Consider the following 18495-nt stretch of genomic DNA (forward strand, 5'->3'; position numbering starts at 1 on the left):
CCCGACATGGCCCACAGCCGCAACCACGATTATCAGATCCTGCCGCCGTCGATCTGGCCGCTGCTGAGCGCGCTCGGCGCCTTCGTCATGCTGTTCGGCGCGGTGCTCTGGATGCAGCACGTCACCCCTTATGCCTTCGTCGCGGGGCTTTTGCTGGTGCTCTACTGCATGATCGGCTGGTGGTCCGACGTGGTGCGCGAGGGCGAGGCGGGCGAGCACACGCCGGTCGTGCGGATCGGGCTGCGCTATGGCTTCATCCTGTTCATCATGTCCGAGGTGATGTTCTTCGTCGTCTGGTTCTGGAACTTCTTCAAGAACGCGATGTATCCGCTCGGCCCCGACTATCCGCTGAAGGACGGCATCTGGCCGCCCGCGGGGACCGAGCTTTTCGACCCCTGGCACCTGCCGCTGATCAACACCGTGATCCTGCTGCTGTCGGGCGTCACCCTGACCTGGGCGCACCACGCGCTGGTGCACGAGAACAACCGCCGCGACGCGATCAATGGGCTGGTGCTGACGGTGATCCTCGGCCTCAGCTTCACCGCGCTGCAGGGCTTTGAATACCTGCACGCACAGCAGGCGATCGGCACCGGCTCGCTCTACTGGGACACCTTCTTCATGGCGACGGGGTTCCATGGCGCCCATGTCATCATCGGCACCATCTTCCTGCTGGTCTGCCTGATCCGGCTGACCCGCGGGCAGATGACGCCCGAACAGCATGTGGGGTTCGAGGCCGCCGCCTGGTACTGGCATTTCGTCGATGTGGTGTGGCTCTTCCTCTTCGCCTCGATCTATATCTGGGGCAGCGCCTGAGCCCACCGGCCGGCGCGACAGCTGACGCGGGGGGCGTTCCCCCGCGTCTTGCGTTCGAGAGGTGTCATGCGTCGTTACGTCTTCCCGCTGCTGCTCGGCCTGATCGGCTGCGCGATCCTGATCTCGCTGGGCGTCTGGCAGGTCGAGCGGCTGCACTGGAAACAGGCGATGCTCGCCGCGATCGAGGCGCGGATCGGCGCCGACCCGCAAGAGCTGCCGCCCGAAGGCACCGACACGCGGGGGCTGAAATACACCCCGGTGCTGCTGATGGGGGCGACGACCGGGACCGAGATCCGGGTGCTCAGCGGCGAGAAGGGCACCGGGCCGGGCTTCGAGGTGATCTCGGCCTTCGAGACCGGCGACGGCCGGCGCGTTCTGCTGGACCGCGGCTTTATCCCCGAGGAGCACGGGCCCGACCCGCGTCCGGCCACGGCGATGATCGTCACCGGCACCCTGCACTGGCCCGAGGAGACCGACGCCTATACCCCCGCGCCGGACGCCAGGACCGGGATCTGGTTCGCCCGCGACGTGCCGGCGATGGCCGCGGCGCTTGGCACCGAGCCGGTTCTGGTCGTCGCGCGCGCGGTTCAGGGCGATGCGCAGGGCGTGGTGCCGCGCCCGCTTGGCACCGAAGGCATCCCGAACGATCACCTCGAATATGCGATCACCTGGTTTTTGCTGGCGATCGTCTGGGCAGGGATGACAGCGTTCCTGTTGTGGCGTATCAGGCGGGGACGGAATTGAAGGGCGAAAGATGCGCTATATCTCCACCCGGGGGCAGGCCCCGGTTCTGAGCTTCGGCGAGGCGATGCTGACGGGCCTTGCACGGGACGGCGGGCTCTATGTGCCGGAAACCGTGCCGGTGATGACCGCGGACGAGATCGCGGCGCTTGCCGGGCTGAGCTACGAGGAGGTCGCCTTCCGGGTGATGCGCCCCTTCACCGGCGACACCTTCACCGAGGCCGAGCTGAAGGGCGCCATCGCGCGCGCCTATGCGGGCTTCGGCCATGCTGCGCGCGCGCCGCTCAAGCAGCTGGCGCCGAACCACTTCCTGCTCGAGCTGTTCCACGGCCCCACCCTCGCGTTCAAGGATTTCGCGATGCAGGTGATCGGCCAGCTGTTCCAGATCGAACTGGCGAAGCAGGGCCGCCGCATCACCATCGTCGGCGCCACCTCGGGCGACACCGGCTCGGCCGCGATCGAGGCCTTCCGCGGTCTCGACAATGTCGATGTCTTCATCCTCTTCCCGCATGGCCGGGTGAGCGAGGTGCAGCGCCGGCAGATGACGACGCCGATTGAGGGCAACGTCCATGCGCTGGCCGTCGATGGCGATTTCGACGATTGCCAGGGCAAGCTGAAGGACATGTTCAACGACTTCGCCTTCCGTGACGAAGTGGGCCTTGCCGGCGTGAACTCGATCAACTTCGCCCGGGTGCTGGCGCAGATCGTCTATTTCTTCACCTCGGCCGTGGCGCTTGGCGCGCCGCACCGCAAGGTCAGCTTCACCGTGCCGACCGGCAATTTCGGCGACATCTTCGCGGGCTTCCTGGCGAAGGAGATGGGCCTGCCAGTCGAGCGGCTGGTGATTGCGACGAACCAGAACGACATTCTCGACCGCTGCCTGAAGGCGGGCGATTACACCAAGCACGGCGTCACCCCCTCGATCAGCCCCTCGATGGACATCGAGGTCAGCTCGAACTTCGAGCGCGCGCTGTTCTGGGCCTATGGCAAGGACGGCGCCGCCATCTCTGCGCTGATGGACGAGCTGAAGACCAGGGGCAGCTTCACCGTCTCGGCCAATGCCATGGCGCATCTGCGCGACACCTATGACAGCGGTTCGGTCGGCGAGGCGCGCACGCTCGAGGTGATCGGCGAGACGCTGAAGGAGACGGGCGAGCTCGTCTGTCCGCACAGCGCCGTGGGCGTGGGCGTCGCGGCCGGGGCGATCGACCGCGATCCGGGCACGCCGATGGTGACCCTCGCCACCGCGCATCCGGCGAAATTCCCCGATGCGGTCGAGGAAGCGACCGGCATCCGTCCGGCGCTGCCGCCGCGCATGGCCGACCTCTTCGAGCGGCCCGAGCGGGTGACCCGCGTGGCGAACGATCTGGCCGCGCTCGAGGCGCTGATCCGCAAGGAGCGGCGCGCATGATCGAGACCACGACGCTGCCGAACGGGCTTCGGATCATCACCGAGCCGATGCCGGGGCTTGCCTCGGTCTCGGTCGGGATCTGGGTGCTGGCCGGCGGCCGCCACGAGCGGCCCGAGCAGAACGGCATCGCCCATTTCCTCGAGCACATGGCCTTCAAGGGCACGAAGACCCGCACCGCGCTGCAGATCGCCGAGGCGATCGAGGATGTGGGCGGCTATATCAACGCCTATACCTCGCGCGAGATGACGGCCTTCTACGCCCGGGTGCTCGGGGCGGATGTGCCGCTTGCGCTCGATGTCATCTCGGACATCGTGCTGAACCCGGTCTTCGACCAGCGCGAGATCGAGGTCGAGCGCAACGTGATCTTGCAGGAGATCGGCCAGACCCTCGACACGCCCGACGACATCATCTTCGACTGGCTGCAGGAAGCCGCCTATCCGGATCAGGCGATCGGCCGCACCATCCTCGGCCCGGCCGAGAAGGTGTCGCATTTCGGCCGCGAGGATCTGTCGCGTTTCGTGGGCGAGCATTACGGCCCCGACCAGATGATCCTGGCCGCCGCGGGCGACGTCGATCACGACGCGATCGTGAAGCAGGCCGCGGCGATCTTCGGTGGCCTGTCGCCGGTGCGCCAGCCGGCGCCGCAGCTGGCCCGCTGGGTCGGCAGCGAACGGCGCGAGCTGCGCGACCTCGAGCAGGTGCATTTCGCCCTCGCCTTCGAGGGGCCGACCTATCGCGACCGCGACCTCTACACAGCGCAGGTCTACACCACCGCCATGGGCGGCGGCATGTCCTCGCGGCTGTTCCAGAAGATCCGCGAGGAGCGGGGGCTGTGCTACTCGATCTTCGCGCAGGCCGGCGCTTATGACGACACCGGGATGATCACCCTCTATGCCGGCACTTCGGAAGAAGAGGTGGCAAGCCTTGCCGCATTGACCATCGACGAGCTGAAGCGCGCGGCCGAGGACATGACCGAGGCCGAGGTGGCGCGGGCGCGCGCGCAGATGAAGGCGGGGATGCTGATGGGGCTTGAAAGCCCGTCGAGCCGGGCCGAGCGCCTGGCGCGCAATCTGGCCGTCTGGGGCCGGGTGCCGCCGCTCGACGAGATCGCGGGTCTGATCGACGCGGTCAGCACCGCCGATGTGCGCCGCTATGGCGAGGAGATGATCACCCGGGACCGCACCGCGCTTGCCCTCTATGGGCCCGCGGCCAGCGCCCCGGATCTTGCGGGGTTGCGCCAGAGGCTCGCCGCCTGATGCTCGTCCGTCGCCGGAAGCCGAAGGTCGAGACGGAACGCATGACGCTCCGCCTGCCGATGCATTCGGACTACCGGGACTGGGCGCTGCTGCGCGAGGAAAGCCGGGCCTTCCTGACGCCGTGGGAGCCCGCCTGGTCGCCCGATCACCTCGGGCGCAAGGCCTTCACCAACCGTGTCTACTGGGCGGCGCGGGCGGAGAGCGCGGGCACGGCACTGCCCTTCTTCCTGATCCGGCGCGAGGACGGGCGCGTCCTTGGCGCGATCACCCTCGACAACATCCGCCGCGGCCCGGCGCAGGCCGGCACCATCGGCTACTGGATCGGCGAGCGCTATGCCCGGCAGGGCTACATGCGCGAGGCGATCCGCGCCGTCGTGCATCACGCCTTCCACGTCCTCGACCTGAGCCGGGTCGAGGCCGCCTGCCTGCCCGAAAATGCCGCCTCGCGCGGGGCGCTGGAAAAATCCGGGTTCAAATACGAGGGCGTGGCGCAGAGCTATCTGCAGATCAACGGCCGCTGGCGCAACCACGTGCTCTATTCCAACCTGCGCACCGACCGGCGAGGGCGCACCGACATCGGCTGAGGCGGCCCCGGCGGGCCCGACAGAAGAAGGAGACCGCGATGCTCACCCCGGCAGATCAGGCATTTCTCGACCGGCTGCGCGCCGAAGGCGTCGAGGTGGGCGAGGCCGAACCGCGTTACCTCGAGGAGCCGCGCGGGCGCTGGCCGGGGCGCGCCGCGGGCGTGGCGCGGCCGCATTCGACGGCCGAGGTGGCGCGGGTGCTGCGCGCGGCCGCGGCGGCGCGGGTGGCGGTGGTGCCCTATGGCGGCGGCACCGGGCTTGTCGGCGGGCAGGTCAAGGGCGAGGGCCCGCTGCCGCTGGTGCTCAGCCTCGAGCGGATGACGGCGCTGCGCGCGATCGACCCGCAAAGCCTTGTGGTCGAGGCGGGGGCGACGCTGCAATCGGTGCAGGAGGCGGCGCAGACGGTGGGGCGGCTCTTCCCGCTGACCATCGCCGCGCAGGGCACGGCGCAGATCGGCGGATGCCTGTCGACCAATGCGGGCGGCGTGCATGTGCTGCGCTATGGCAATGCCCGCGCGCTCTGCCTCGGGATCGAGGCGGTCCTGGCCGACGGCACGGTCTGGAACGGGCTCACCCGGCTCAGGAAGGACAACACAGGCTATGACCTGCGCGACCTGCTGATCGGCGCCGAAGGGACGCTCGGCGTCATCACCGCGGCGGCGCTGCGGCTCTTCGAGCCGCCGGCGGTCGAGGGCCTTGCCTTCTTCGCGCTGCCCTCGCCCGCCGCTGCCGTGGCGCTTCTCGGTCTGGCGCAGGGCCGCTTTGCCGGCTGCGTCTCGGCCTTCGAGCTGATCTCGCGGCAGGGGCTGTCCTTCCTGCGCGAGGTCGGGCCCGAGGTTCACATGCCCTTTGCCGAAGACCCGGACTGGATGGTGCTGATCGAGCTCGGCCTGCCCGCCGGCATGGACGCCGAGGCGGCCTTTGCCGAGCTCTTCGAGGCGGCGGAAGATCTGGTTCTCGATGCGGTGATCGCGCAATCGGGGGCGCAGGCCGCGCAGATGTGGGAGCTGCGCGAGAGCCTGCCGCTTGCCAACCGCCGCATCGGCGCGATCTCGAGCCATGACATCTCGGTGCCGGTGGCCGCGATCCCCGATTTCGTCGCCGAGGCGGGCGCGATGCTCGCCGCCATGGGCGATTTCCGCATCAACTGTTTCGGCCATGTCGGGGACGGCAACCTGCATTACAACGTCTTCCCGGCGCCGGGGCGGAACCGCAGCGAATACGACGCGCAGAAGGATGCGGTGAAGACCGCGGTGCATGACCTCGTGGTGCGCGGCTACAACGGTTCGGTCTCGGCCGAGCATGGCATCGGCCGGCTCAAGGTCGGCGACCTCGAGCGTTACGCCGATCCGGCGAAGCTGACGATGATGCGCGCGATCAAGACGGCGCTTGATCCCTTGGGCATCCTGAACCCCGGCGCGGTGCTGCGCGGCTGAGGGCTCAGGCGCCCTCGAACTCGCACAGCACGCTGATCGGCAGGCCGAGGCTTTCGAGGAGCTTGCGGCCACCGAGTTCCGGCAGGTCGACGATGAAGGAGCAGCCGACGATCTCGCCGCCAAGCCGCTCGATCAGCTGCGTGCCGGCGCGGCAGGTGCCGCCGGTGGCCAGCAGGTCATCGACGATCAGCACCTTCTCGCCGGGCGCGATCGCGTCCTCGTGGATCTCCATGATCGCCTCGCCGTATTCGAGCTTGTAGGCCTGGCTGATCGTCGCACCGGGCAGCTTGCCCTTCTTGCGCACCGGCACGAAGCCCTTCGAGAGCTGATGCGCGATTGCGCCGCCGAGGATGAAGCCGCGCGCCTCGAGCCCCACCACCTTGTCGATCTGCTCGCCGGCCCAGGGGGTCAGCATCTGGTCGACCGCCATGCGGAAGCCCTTCGGATCGGCAAAGAGCGTGGTGACATCGCGAAACAGGATCCCCTCATGCGGGAAGTCGGCGATGGTGCGGATGTAATCCTTGACGGTTTTCATTCTTGGCCTTTCAGGACGCGGCCCATCACGGGCATCAGCTGGGCGACGAGCGCGGGGTCGCGCTTCGCCGGATGGGTCATGATCGCGCTGTCGAGCGCGTGGGTGCAGCCCGCGGCGCAGTCCACGGCGGGGCCGGCGATACGGGCGGGGAGTGCCGCGACGAGGGCGCGCGCCTTGTCGGCATTGGCGATCGCCGTGGCCACCACCTGCGCCACGTCGACGGCGTCATGCTCGGGGTGCCAGCAGTCGTAATCGGTGATCATTGCGATGCAGGCATAGCAGAGCTCGGCCTCGCGGGCGAGCTTGGCCTCGGGCATGCCGGTCATGCCGATCACGTCGGCCCCCCAGCTGCGATAGAGCCGGCTTTCGGCGAGCGTCGAGAATTGCGGCCCCTCCATCGCGACATAGGTGCCGCCCTCGTGCACGGTCAGGCCGAGGTCCCGCGCCGCGCCCGCGCAGAGCGCTGAAAGGCGCGCGCAGGTCGGGTGCGCGAAGGGGACGTGGCCGACGAGCCCCGGCGCGAAGAAGCTTTTCTCGCGCGCGAAGGTGCGGTCGATATACTGGTCGACGATCAGGAAATCGCCGGGGGCATAGGCCTCCTTCAGCGAGCCCACAGCCGAGACCGCGATCAGGTCGGTGACGCCGAGGCTCTTCATCGCGGCGATATTGGCGCGATAGGGCACCGAGGTCGGCGTGTGCACATGGCCGCGGCCGTGGCGCGGCAGGAAGACCATCTCGACCCCGCCGAGCGTGCCGGTCAGCACCGCGTCCGAGGGGGCACCGAAGGGCGTGTCGACCGTGACCCAGGCCGCATTCTCGAGCCCGGCGATCTCGTAGACGCCCGAGCCGCCGATCACCCCGATCTTCCGTTCCATCACCCTCTCCTTGCTGCTGCGCGGCGAAGATTAGGCGCGTGGCGCGGGCAAGAAAAGGGCGGATTGCAGCGGGACCGGCGGGCAAGGGAGGGGGCGCTGCCCCCTCGGCCCCCTGGGCCTCACCCCCGGGATATTTGGGGCAATTGGAAGCGGGAAGCGGTCGTGCCTCAGCCCCCCGGCGGGCGGTCGAGCTCGAAGGTGTCGCGCACCGCGGCGTAATCCTTGTAGCCGAGCCGGCTGAGCCGGTCGGGCGGCAGATAACGGCCGTCGGTCAGACAATCGGGACGGATGTGGATGCCGGTCACCTCGCCATGGATCAGGAAGTTCGACTTGCCGAGCAGCGGGATCACCTGCACCAGCCGGCATTCGAGGGCGGCCGGGGCCTGCGCGACGCGCGGGCAGTCGATGGTCTCGCACTCGGCCTTCTCGAGGCCCGCGACGGTGAATTCGTCCGTTCCCGCGGGCAGCGGAGCCGAGGAGGCGTTCATCGGCCCGATCAGCTCGGAGGAGACGAGGTTGACGCAGAACACCCCGCTTTCGCGGATCTGTGCGAGGCTGTCCTTGGTGTCGCCGCGGTCGGGTTTCGCCGCGGTCGAGGCGAAGACCACCTGCGGCGGGGTATAGGCGACGGCGTTGAAGAAGGAATAGGGGGCGAGATTGTCGCCGAGGCTGCCACGCGTCGCGATCCAGCCGATCGGGCGCGGCGCGACGATCGCGTTGAACGGGTTGTGCGGCAGGCCGTGGCCATCGGCGGGGCGGTAGAACATGGCAGCGGGGGTCCCTTTGATTTGAACCTGACATTATCGCGTGTTAGGCGCGTCTGACGAGGGATTCGGGGGCGCCATGTATCAGCTCGAGGAAGAGACCGAGGCCGACTGGTGGGAAGTCGAGGCGCTTTATGACCTGTGCTTCGCGCCGGGGCGCACGGCGCTGTCCTCCTATCGGCTGCGCGACGGCGTCGAGAAGGTCCATCCGCTGTGCCTGACGCTGCGCGAGGACGGGGTGCTGGCCGCCGTCATCCGCTACTGGCCGGTGAGGGTCGGCGGGCAGCGCGTGCTGCTGCTGGGCCCGGTCGCCGTGCACCCGACCCGGCAGGGCGAGGGGCTCGGGGGCATCCTGATGCACGAAAGCCTGGCCGAGGCGCGCCGGCTCGGCTGGGAGCGGGTGCTGCTGGTCGGCGATCTGCCCTATTACCAGCGCTTCGGCTTCTGGAAGATCGACGGCGTGATCATGCCGCCGCCGACCAACCCCGAGCGCGTCCTGGCGCTTGAATTGCAGCCCGGCGCCTGGGAGGGCGTGCGCGGCCCGGTGGAAAAATTCACCGCCTGATTGGCGCCGGCCCGCCGCGCCCCCATATCGGGCGAAACGGAGGATGCGATGCCGCCTGAGATCCTGTTGCCCGTCACCGATCCGAAGCTCGTGACCGAGCTCGATGCCCTTGCCCGGCGCCACCGTGGTGCCTCGGGCCCGGTGATGCAGGTGCTGGGCTTTCTCGGCGGCTCGGCCGAGGGGCTGGTGAACCGGCTGCCGGCGGGCGTGCGCACGGGGCTCGAGGGCGCGACCGAGCGCGCGCTCGACACCGCGATGACGGCGGCGAGCCGCTCGCGCGGCGTGGTGGCGGACCGGCCCGACTGGGTGAACACGGCGCTTGCCACCGCCATGGGCGCGGCGGGCGGTTTCGGCGGGCTGCCCGGGGCGCTGGCGGAGCTGCCCTTCACCGTGACCATGCTGCTGCGCGCGATCCAGGGCATCGCGGCCGAGCACGGATTCGACCCGGCCTCGGACGAGGTGCGGCTTGAATGCCTGCGTGTCTTCGCCTCGGCCGGGCCGCTCGCGCGTGACGATGGCACCGACATGGGCTTCTTCACCGCCAAGGTGACGATCACCGGCACCGGGCTCTCGGGGCTGATCGCCCGCGTCGCGCCGCGGCTGTCGGTGGTGCTGGGCGAGAAGCTTGCCGCGCAGACGGCGCCGGTGCTGGGCGCGGTGGCGGGCGCCGCCGTCAACTATGCCTTCACCAGCTATTACCAGGAAATCGCCCGGGTGCATTTCGGCCTCAAGCGCCTTGCCCGCGACAGCGGCGAGGACGAGGGGCTGCTGCGCGAGGAACTGGTGGCACGGATCACTGCCAGGCGTTGAAAAAGGCGCCTCCGGCGGGAGCATTTCTACCAGGAAAAGCCCGGGGCTCCGAAGACCGCGAGGGGGCTCTTCTTGGCCCAAATCCTCGTCTTCCCCCACCGCCCAGGCGGCGCGGGGTCTCAGAGCGTGGCGAGATAGGCCATCACCGCGGGGCGCACGCTTTGCGCCCCGGCCTTGCGCGCCTCGAGGATCACGCGGCGCAGCGCGTCGAGATCGGCACGGCGGATCAGGTGCTTGACCGGGCCGATCGAGGCCGGGCGCATGCTGAGCGTGCGGATGCCGAGCGCGGCGAAGGTCAGCGCCTCGACCGGGCGGCCGGCATCCTCGCCGCAGAAGCTGAGCGCGGTATGCGAGACGTCGCAGCGCGCGATGATCCGCTCGATGAAGGTCAGGAAGGCGCTGTCGAGCGTGTCATAGCGGCGCCGCACGCGCTCGTTCTCGCGGTCGGCGGCGAAGAAGAACTGCTTCAGGTCGTTGCCGCCGATCGAGATGAAATCGCAGGCCTCGAAGAAGCTGTCGGGGGCGAAGGCGAGCGAGGGCGTTTCCAGCATCGCGCCGATCTTCAGCTTGGCGGGCACCGGGCGGCCGCGCGCAGCCTCGCGGTCGCGTTCGTGCAAGAGCGCGGCCTTCGCCTCGTGGAACTCGTCGGGGGTGGCGATGAAGGGGAACATCACCGAGAGCGGCCGCCCCTCGGCGGCGCGCAACAGCGCCTGCAGCTGCATCCGCAGCACGCCCGGCTTGTCGAGCCCGACGCGGATCGCGCGCCAGCCCATGGCCGGGTTCGGCTCGTCTTGTGGCTTCATGTAGGGCAGGACCTTGTCCGAGCCGATGTCGAGTGTGCGGAACTGCACGTGCTTGCCATCGGCCGCGTCCATCACCCGCTTGTAGAGCGCGGCGAGTTCCCCGCGCCGCGGCACGCGCGAGCGGATCAGGAACTGCAGCTCGGTGCGGAACAGCCCGACGCCATCGGCGCCCGAGCTCATCAGCGAGGGCAGGTCGGCCATCAGACCGGCGTTCATCATCAGCGAAACGGTCTTGCCCGAGAGGTCGATGGCGGGCAGATCGCGCAGGTCGGCGTAGCGCTTCTGCGCCTCGGCGGCCATCGCGATCTTGTCGCGGAAGGCGGCGGCGACGCTTTCCTCGGGGCGCAGGTGCACGATGCCCTGATCGCCGTCGACAAGGATCTGGTCGCCGTTCAGCGCCTCGGTGGTGATGCGCTTGGCGTGGATCACCAGCGGAATCGCCAGCGCCCGCGCGACGATCGCGGCATGGGAGCCGACCGAACCCTCTTCCAGCACCACGCCTTTCAGCTGCCGGCCATAGTCCAGAAGCTCGGCCGGGCCGATGTTGCGCGCGATCAGGACCGGATTCTCGGGGAGTTCCGCCCCGGTGTCGCGGCCCTGGCCGGTCAGCAGGCGCAGCAGCCGGTTCGACAGGTCGTCGAGGTCATGCAGCCGCTCGCGCAGATAGGGGTCGGGCGATTGCTCGAGCCGGGCGCGGGCGCTCGACTGCTCCTTCTCGACCGCCGCCTCGGCCGACAGGCCAAGCGCGATGTCCTCGCCCATCCGCCGCACCCAGCCCCGGGAATGCGCCAGCATCTTGTAGGCCTCGAGGATCTGGCGCTGGTCCTTGTCCATCGCCACCGAGGCGGTGAGCATCTCGTCGATCTGCGCCTGCAGCGAGGTCACCGCCTCGATCAGGCGCGCCTGCTCGGCTTCGGGATCGTCGCCCACCGGGTTCGTCACCACGACGCGCGGCTCGTGTAGCCAGACCCGGCCCTCGGCCGCGCCCTCCTGCCCGGTGGTGCCGCGGAACATGACGGGGAAACGATGCGTGGCGCCGATGCCGTTGTGCTCGCCGGTGAAGGCGCCCAGCTCGGTCATCTCGGCCAGCACCATCGCCACGACCTCGAGGCCATAGACCTCGTCGTCGGAAAACTCGCGCGCCTCGCGCGACTGCACGACCAGCACGCCGAGCCGTTCGCCCACGCGCTGGATCGGTACGCCGAGGAAGCTCGAATAGATCTCTTCGCCGGTCTCGGGCATGTAGCGGAAACCGGGTTCGGAGGGCGCGTCACCGGTGTTCACCGGCACCCCGGTGCGGGCGACGCGGCCGACGAGACCCTCGCCAAGCCGCATCCGGGTGTGATGCACCGAATCCGGGTTGAGCCCCTCGGTCGCGCACAGCTCGAGCGTTTCCGGGTCGCGGAAGAGATAGATCGAGCACACATGCGTGCCCATCGAATCCGCGATCAGGCTGGTGATGCGGTCGAGCCTGTCCTGCCCCCCGCCCGGGGTGGCAAGCGTATCCCGCAGACGCCGCAACAGGTTGCGGCTGTCGCTCTCGCTGCGATCCGGCATCGACCTCGCGCGCCCCGCTTCTTGTGCTCAGGGGCCTGACCCGGTCAGATCAGGCCGCTTTTTCCAGTCCGAAAGCATCATGGAGGGCCTGCACGGCCAGTTCCATATATTTCCGGTCGATCAGCACCGAAATCTTGATCTCGGAGGTGGTGATGACCTTGATGTTGATGTTTTCCGCAGCGAGTGCGTCGAACATGCGTGCCGCGACACCGGCGTGCGAACGCATGCCGATGCCGACGACCGAGACCTTCGCCACGTCGGTGTCGATGATCAGCTCGTCATAGCGGATCAGATCTGCGGCCTTGGCATCCTCGAGCGCCTTCTGCGCGCGGGCGACCTGATTGATCGGGCAGGAGAAGGTCATGTCGGTGACGGCGCCGCTGTGGTGCTCGTCATAATCCTTTTCCGAGATGTTCTGCACGATCATGTCGACGTTCACGCCGGCTTCGGCCAGCGGCCCGAAGATCGCCGAGGCGACGCCGGGGCGGTCCTCGATGGTGAAGAGCGTGATCTTCGCCTCGTCACGGGAAAAGGCGATACCGGAGACGGCTTTCGATTCCATGATTTCATCCTCACCGCAGACAAGGGTTCCAGAATTTTCATCGGTGTCCTCGAAGGAGGACAGCACCCGCAGGCGCACATTGTAGCGCATCGCCAGCTCGACCGAGCGGGTCTGCAGCACCTTCGCGCCGAGCGAGGCGAGCTCGAGCATCTCCTCGAAGGCGATCTTGTCGAGCTTGCGCGCCTTCGACGAGACGCGCGGGTCGGTGGTGTAGACGCCGTCGACATCGGTGTAGATGTCGCACCGCTCCGCCGCGAAGGCGGCGGCGAAGGCGACGGCGGTGGTGTCCGAGCCGCCGCGACCAAGGGTGGTGATCCGGCCCTCGGGCGACAGGCCCTGGAAGCCCGCGACCACGGCGACCTTCATGCCCTCGGCGAATTTCGCGTCGATATTGGCGCGCGGGATGTCGACGAAGCGCGCCGAGCCATGCGCCGAGGTGGTGTTGATCGGCACCTGCCAGCCCTGCCAGCTGCGCGCCGGCACGCCCATCTCCTGCAGGCGCAGCGCCATCAGACCGGCGGTGACGTTCTCGCCCGAGGCGACGACGGCGTCATATTCGCGCGCGTCATAGAGCGGCGAGGTCTGTTCGACCCAGCCCACGAGCTCGTTGGTCTTGCCCGACATGGCCGAGACGATGACGATGACGTCATAGCCACGCTCGACCTCGCGCTGCACCTTCGCCGCCGCATTCGCGATCCGGTCGAGGTCAGCCACCGAGGTGCCGCCGAATTTCATGACGAGAAGCGGCATGATACCCCCCTGAAACGCCGCGGCCCTCTGCCCCGGACTTTGCGCCCCTGCTAGCGGAAGGGGGCGACGCTTGCAAGAGTGCGCCTGTTCCGCAAGGCGTGATCTGGCCGTCGTGCGGCTGTCACGTGGCCGTCATGTGCCGGGGATAGCCGGAACCGGTCAAGCGAGGAGGGTCGCGATGAGTCTGACTGAGGTTGAAGGGCGCGAACGGCGCGCGCAGGCGCGTGGCCTGTATCGGGCGCTCGAGGTGCTGCGCGCCGACATGGCGCGGCGGTCGGAGACCACGCTCGAGGCCTGGGATGGCAAGATCCTGCGGCCCGAATTCGTGCCTTCGGCGCGCAACCTGGCCGATTATCTCGCGTTGCGGCGCGGCGACCTGGTGCCGTTCCAGGCGCCGCTGTCCTCGCTCGGGCTGTCGTCGCTCGGCCGCTCCGAGGCGCATGTGCGCCCCTCGCTCGATGCGGTGCTGGCATCGCTCGCGCTGATCGGCGGCGAGGGGGTGGCCGAGTATCCGCCGGTCGAGATCTTTGCTGCCGGCCCGGCGCGGCTCGCGGCGCGCCGCGATGCGCTCTTCGGCGCGCGCCGCGGCAATCCGAACACCCGGATCATGGTCACGCTGCCGTCCGAGGCCGCCGAGGATGCGGGGCTCGTGGCCGCGCTGATCGAGGCCGGCGCCGATTGCATGCGGATCAACTGTGCCCATGACGGCCCCGATGCCTGGTCGGCGATGATCGGCCACGTGCGCCGCGCCGCCGCTGCGGCCGGGCGGCCGGTGCCGGTGCAGATGGACCTGCCCGGGCCCAAGCTGCGGGTCGAGGAGGTCGCGCCGGGCAGGACCGAGAAGGGCGCGAAGAAGGAAAAGCTCGAGCCGGGCGAGACCGGGCGGCTGTTCGAGGGCGACCGCTTCGAGGTCGTCGAGACGCTTTCGGCCAAGCCCGACCTGCCGCAGATCACCCTCAGCCATCCGGCGCTGATGGCGGCGATGACCGAGGGCGGCGCGCTCTGGATCAACGACGGCAAGATCCGCGCGAAGATCCTCGAGGTGACCCCTGGCCGGGTGCTGGCCGAGATCACCGGCACGCCGGGCAAGGGCGCGAAGATCAAGGCCGAGAAGGGGGTGAACCTGCCCGGCGTCGATCTGCGGGTGCCGGCACTGACCGAGGAGGACCTCGGCCATCTCGACTTCGTGCTGGGCCACGCCGACATCATCGGCTTTTCCTTCGTGCAGACCGGTGCGGACCTGCGCGCGCTTTTCGCCGCGCTCGCGGCACGCTCGGAGCCCGCGGGCGAACACGCGGGCCCCTCGCTGATGCTGAAGATCGAGACCCCGCTTGCGCTGCGCAACCTGCCCGGCCTGATCGTCGAGGCGGGCGGGCGGATGCCGGTCGGCGTGATGATCGCCCGCGGCGATCTGGCGGTTGAGATCGGCTTCGAGCGGCTTTCCGAGATCCAGGAGGAAATCCTGTGGCTGTGCGAGGCGGCCGAGGTACCGGTGGTCTGGGCGACGCAGGTGCTCGAGACCATGGTCAAGGACGGTCAGGCGAGCCGCGCCGAGATGACCGATGCGGCGATGAGCCAGCGCGCCGAATGCGTGATGCTGAACAAGGGCCCGCATCTCGACGACGCGGTGATCTTCCTGCGCGACGTGCTGATGCGGATGGACCGTCACACCAACAAGAAGTCTCCCCGGCTCGGGGCCCTCGGCCTCTGGCACGATCTTTGACGGTGGGCTGCGGCGCAAGGCGCGCAGGGGGCGCTGCCCCCTCGGCCTTCGGCCGCACCCCCGGGATATTTGAGGCAATTGGAAGCGAAGGACTGCCGCCGTCTTCCAATTGCAGCCAAATATCCCGGGGGTGAATGCGCCAAAGGCGCAGAGGGGGCTGCGCCCCCTTCCTGCCTCAGAACGGGATCGGCGTGCCGTCCCAGGCCTCGAAACAGCCGGTGGTGTCGGGCCCGAGCGCGGCAAAGCGCGCGGCAAGCCCTGCGGCCGAAGCCTCGGCCTCGATCTGCGCCTCGGGGCCGCCCATGGTGGTCTTCACCCAGCCGGGGTGGTAGATGCCGACCGCGATCCCCTCGGGCTTCAGGTCGACCGCAAGATTGCGTCCGAGGTTCAGAGCGGCGGCTTTCGAAGCGCGGTAGATGTAGCTGCCCCCCGGTGCCGTCGCATCCGAGGCCATCGCCGAGGACAGGATCGCGATCTTGCCCTTCGCCGCGCGCAGGTTCGGCAAAAGCGCCTGGATCGTCAGGAAGACGCCGGTGACATTGGTGGCAAAGCCCTGCGCCCAGAGGGGCGCGGCATAGCCGGTCTCGAGCTCCTGGCCCTTGTCGGGATAGATACCGGCGTTGCACACCAGCAGATCGAGCGGCAGCCCGTTCAGCCGCTGTGCCAGTGCCACGGCGCTTTTGGGCGCGGTGACGTCGAGCGGCAGCAGGTCGCCTTCGGGCTGGCGCGCGGTGCCGAATGCGGCGCGGCCCGCGTCGCGATACTGCGCGAGGAGCGCGGCGCCGATGCCGCGGTTCGCGCCGGTGATGAGAATGGTCATGTGCTTCTCTCCCTTGTCCTTTTTCCCCAGAATGCGCCTTGCGGCGGCGGGTGCAAGGGGGTCAGTTCGTCTTGCGCGGCGGCAGGAAGGGCAGGGGCGTCACGGCGATCCCCTCCTCGAGAAGCGCGCGCGCCTCGTCCGGCCGCGCCTCGCCATGGATCGCGCGTTCGGGTTTCTCGCCCGAGTGCATCGCGCGGGCCTCGTCGACGAAATCACGCCCGACGTAGTCCGAGTTCTCCTCGATCACCCGGCGCATCGCGGCCAGCGCCGCCTCGACCTCGCCCTGCGGCGTGCTGAGCGGGTGCTCGGCGGTCTCGGGGGCGGCGTCGCGGCCGGGGCGCAGGGCCGGGGTCATCAGCGCCTTCTCGACCGTGGTCGAGCCGCAGACGGTGCAGGCCACCATCCCCGTCGCGCGCAGCTTCTCGAAGGCCTCGGCCGAGGCGAACCAGCTGTCGAAGCTGTGGTCCTGATCGCATTTGAGCGTGTAGCGGATCATCGGCGGCCTGCGGGAAAGGGGTTTCCCTGAGATAAGCGAAGCGGGGCCGAATGCAAGCCCGCGGCGGCGCTCAGTCCCGCGCCAGCGCGCGCAGCAGCGTCGCAAGCTCGGGCTCGGCCACCGATTTCGCCGCCTTCTTCGCGGTCATCCACTTGCGCCGGCGCTGGCCCTTTTCCGGGAATTTCGCCGCCAGCCGTTCGACCCGGACCGGGTGCACCTCGACGCGCGAGGGCATCGGCGTGCCGGCGACCAGCTCCTTCAGCGCCCCATAGCTGCCAAGCGCCTCGCCGGTCAGATGGCCGACGACGCCGGCCTCTTCCCAGGCCTCGGTCAGCGCCGTCTCGCCGGCCGATTTGCCCGCCATCGGCCAGCCCTTGGGCAGGATCCAGCGCCCCGTGTCGCGCGAGGTGATGAGCAGCACCTCGAGCCGCCCGGCCTTGTGGCGGGTGCAGAGGGCTGCGAACTGGACCGGCACCGCTCCCTGCGCGTCGCGCAGGAGGGCCAGCTTTCTCTCGAATTTCATGGCCTCGCCCGTGGTTGCGGCTGGTGCGCCGCTTTGATCTTCTTGTCAGGAAAAAATAGGGCGAAATGCCGCAGATTTCCATAACAGCCATGTAACGTTCGGACGAAGAATCGCTGAAATTTTCGGGGAATGCCTGTTTCAGCGGCGTTTCGGGGCGTCGATCCGCGCGAGAAGCGCCTTTGCCAGACGGGCGGGGGCACCCTCGGCGGCAAGGGAGGCGAGGGCGCGGCGCGCGGCACGGGCCAGATCGGTCTGCGCCGCGGGGGCAAGCGCGAATCCGGCGGCGAGGCTGTCGGCGTCTTCCACCCGGATCGCGCCCCGGGCGGCATCGAGGGCGGCGAAGGCGTCGGCATGGTTGAAGACCGACGGGCCGTGCAGCAGCGCGCAGCCCTGGGCGGCGGGCTCGAACGGGGTGTGGCCGCCCTTCGGGGCAAGCGTGCCGCCGATGAAGCAGATCCCGGCAGCGGCATACCAGTTCGTCATCTCGCCCATGGTGTCGGCCAGCAGCACCGGCGCGGTGGCGGGGGCGCCGGTCGAGCGGGTGGCGAAGGCAAGGCCGCGGGCGGCGATCAGCCGCGCGATCTCGGGCCCGCGCCGCGGGTGGCGTGGCGCAAGGATCAGGCGGAGTGACGGATTTGTCGTTCGCGCGCGGGCGAAGGCATCAAGGACGATCTCCTCCTCGCCCTCGTGGGTCGAGGCGGCGAGCAGGGTCGCGGCGCGCGGCCAGCCCAGGCTGACATCGGGCTCGGGCAGGCGCACGGCGGTCTTCAGGTTGACGATCGGCAGCGTCGCGCGGGCGGGCAGGCCAAGGGCGCGGAACTCGGCCTCGGAGGCGGGGTCCTGCGCCGAAAGCGCGGTGACCGCGCGCATCAGCCGGGGCCCGAGCCCGGTCTTGCGCCAGCGCCGGGCCGAGCGCGCCGACATCCGCGCGCCGATCGCAAAGACCGGAAGGCCGCGCGCGGCACAGCCCAGCAGCCGGTTCGGCCAGAGTTCGTTCTCGACCACGATCAGCGCCGCGGGGCGGTGGCGGGCGAGAAACCGGGCCAGCGCCCAGCGGGTGTCGAGCGGCGCCGCCCGCACCGTGATCCGCTCGTCCCCCCAGCCAAGCGCCATCGCCCGGGCGGTGACGGTGTTCGTGGTGACCAGAAGCCGCAGCCCGGGCCGCGCGGCAAAGAGTGCGGCAATCAGCGGTTGCGCCGAGATCAGTTCGCCATTCGAGGCGGCATGGAGCCAGATCGCCCCCGGCGCCGAGGGCGCGCCGCCGCCAAGCCGTTCGGCGAGTGCCGCGGCGGGCTCGGCCCCGCGCAGCGCCCGCAGTCCGAGCCGGATCAGCAGCACGGGCAGGGCGAGCGACAGGAGCAGGCGATAGAGGAAGAGCACGGGCAGGTCCGGGGTGAGGTCGCGGCATCAAAGCGGGGCGGGGCGGCGGATGCAAGGGTCCGAAATGCAACTGCCCCCGGACGGGCCGGGG

18 protein-coding genes are annotated in these 18495 nt (G+C 69.3%); 9 read left to right on the forward strand and 9 right to left on the reverse strand.

Features of this window, described 5'->3' with window-relative positions:
• The first annotated feature begins 6 nt into the window (after positions 1–6).
• From AC0QTQ_RS03190 to AC0QTQ_RS03215, 6 genes are all read left to right on the forward strand, one after another.
• Entirely contained in the window at positions 7–813 is an 807-nt protein-coding gene (locus AC0QTQ_RS03190) for a cytochrome c oxidase subunit 3 (protein ID WP_480258224.1), read from the forward strand.
• A gap of 66 nt (positions 814–879) precedes the next feature.
• Complete coding sequence (locus tag AC0QTQ_RS03195; RefSeq protein ID WP_480258225.1) at positions 880–1557, forward strand: SURF1 family protein; 678 nt, start codon at positions 880–882, stop codon at positions 1555–1557.
• A gap of 10 nt (positions 1558–1567) precedes the next feature.
• The gene (gene thrC, locus AC0QTQ_RS03200) at positions 1568–2965 is read left to right on the forward strand and encodes a threonine synthase (protein ID WP_480258226.1); all 1398 of its coding nucleotides are present in this window, start codon (positions 1568–1570) and stop codon (positions 2963–2965) included.
• Positions 2962–4221, forward strand: coding sequence for a M16 family metallopeptidase (locus AC0QTQ_RS03205; protein ID WP_480258227.1), 1260 nt, complete (start codon positions 2962–2964; stop codon positions 4219–4221). The genes thrC and AC0QTQ_RS03205 overlap by 4 nt, the downstream gene beginning before the upstream one ends.
• On the forward strand, positions 4221–4805 hold the full coding sequence (locus AC0QTQ_RS03210; protein ID WP_121531771.1) for a GNAT family N-acetyltransferase: 585 nt from the start codon (positions 4221–4223) through the stop codon (positions 4803–4805). Before AC0QTQ_RS03205 ends, AC0QTQ_RS03210 begins: the two co-directional genes overlap by 1 nt.
• A gap of 38 nt (positions 4806–4843) precedes the next feature.
• Complete coding sequence (locus AC0QTQ_RS03215; RefSeq protein WP_480258229.1) at positions 4844–6241, forward strand: FAD-binding oxidoreductase; 1398 nt, start codon at positions 4844–4846, stop codon at positions 6239–6241.
• A gap of 4 nt (positions 6242–6245) precedes the next feature.
• Here the strand turns inward: AC0QTQ_RS03215 and AC0QTQ_RS03220 are convergent, their stop codons facing one another.
• From AC0QTQ_RS03220 to AC0QTQ_RS03230, 3 genes are all read right to left on the reverse strand, one after another.
• Positions 6246–6776 (reverse strand): adenine phosphoribosyltransferase, encoded by a 531-nt coding sequence (locus AC0QTQ_RS03220; protein WP_121531774.1) that lies wholly within the window; start codon positions 6774–6776, stop codon positions 6246–6248.
• Complete coding sequence (locus tag AC0QTQ_RS03225) at positions 6773–7651, reverse strand: S-methyl-5'-thioadenosine phosphorylase (RefSeq protein WP_480258231.1); 879 nt, start codon at positions 7649–7651, stop codon at positions 6773–6775. The genes AC0QTQ_RS03220 and AC0QTQ_RS03225 overlap by 4 nt, the downstream gene beginning before the upstream one ends.
• A 167-nt stretch (positions 7652–7818) precedes the next feature.
• A complete protein-coding gene (locus tag AC0QTQ_RS03230; RefSeq protein WP_480258233.1) occupies positions 7819–8418 on the reverse strand; it encodes a flavin reductase family protein in 600 nt (199 codons plus the stop codon).
• A gap of 76 nt (positions 8419–8494) precedes the next feature.
• On the opposite strand from AC0QTQ_RS03230, the gene AC0QTQ_RS03235 reads away from it, so the two are divergent.
• Positions 8495–8980 carry a GNAT family N-acetyltransferase gene (locus tag AC0QTQ_RS03235; RefSeq protein WP_480258234.1) on the forward strand — a complete coding sequence of 162 codons (486 nt, stop codon included), beginning with the start codon at positions 8495–8497 and terminating at the stop codon, positions 8978–8980.
• Positions 8981–9028: 48 nt separating this feature from the next.
• Entirely contained in the window at positions 9029–9790 is a 762-nt protein-coding gene (locus AC0QTQ_RS03240) for an EcsC family protein (RefSeq protein ID WP_480258235.1), read from the forward strand.
• 119 nt (positions 9791–9909) lie between these two features.
• Here the strand turns inward: AC0QTQ_RS03240 and ptsP are convergent, their stop codons facing one another.
• The gene (gene ptsP / locus AC0QTQ_RS03245) at positions 9910–12150 is read right to left on the reverse strand and encodes a phosphoenolpyruvate--protein phosphotransferase (protein ID WP_480258236.1); all 2241 of its coding nucleotides are present in this window, start codon (positions 12148–12150) and stop codon (positions 9910–9912) included.
• A 49-nt stretch (positions 12151–12199) separates the two neighbouring features.
• Positions 12200–13462 (reverse strand): aspartate kinase, encoded by a 1263-nt coding sequence (locus tag AC0QTQ_RS03250; RefSeq protein ID WP_121531784.1) that lies wholly within the window; start codon positions 13460–13462, stop codon positions 12200–12202.
• A gap of 178 nt (positions 13463–13640) precedes the next feature.
• Between AC0QTQ_RS03250 and AC0QTQ_RS03255 the strand changes: the two genes are divergently transcribed.
• Positions 13641–15185, forward strand: coding sequence for a pyruvate kinase (locus AC0QTQ_RS03255; RefSeq protein WP_480258237.1), 1545 nt, complete (start codon positions 13641–13643; stop codon positions 15183–15185).
• A 175-nt stretch (positions 15186–15360) separates the two neighbouring features.
• Here the strand turns inward: AC0QTQ_RS03255 and AC0QTQ_RS03260 are convergent, their stop codons facing one another.
• The 4 genes from AC0QTQ_RS03260 to AC0QTQ_RS03275 form a co-directional block, all read right to left on the reverse strand.
• Positions 15361–16005 carry an SDR family NAD(P)-dependent oxidoreductase gene (locus AC0QTQ_RS03260; RefSeq protein WP_480258238.1) on the reverse strand — a complete coding sequence of 215 codons (645 nt, stop codon included), beginning with the start codon at positions 16003–16005 and terminating at the stop codon, positions 15361–15363.
• A gap of 61 nt (positions 16006–16066) precedes the next feature.
• The gene (locus AC0QTQ_RS03265) at positions 16067–16501 is read right to left on the reverse strand and encodes a DUF1178 family protein (RefSeq protein WP_480258239.1); all 435 of its coding nucleotides are present in this window, start codon (positions 16499–16501) and stop codon (positions 16067–16069) included.
• Positions 16502–16571: 70 nt separating this feature from the next.
• On the reverse strand, positions 16572–17024 hold the full coding sequence (locus tag AC0QTQ_RS03270) for an NUDIX hydrolase (RefSeq protein WP_480258240.1): 453 nt from the start codon (positions 17022–17024) through the stop codon (positions 16572–16574).
• A gap of 138 nt (positions 17025–17162) precedes the next feature.
• Positions 17163–18404: a 3-deoxy-D-manno-octulosonic acid transferase gene (locus AC0QTQ_RS03275; RefSeq protein WP_480258241.1), complete on the reverse strand. Its 1242-nt coding sequence runs from the start codon at positions 18402–18404 to the stop codon at positions 17163–17165.
• Between the last annotated feature and the right edge of the window lie 91 nt (positions 18405–18495).

It is taken from the genome of Paenirhodobacter sp. YD-8, assembly GCF_056590935.1.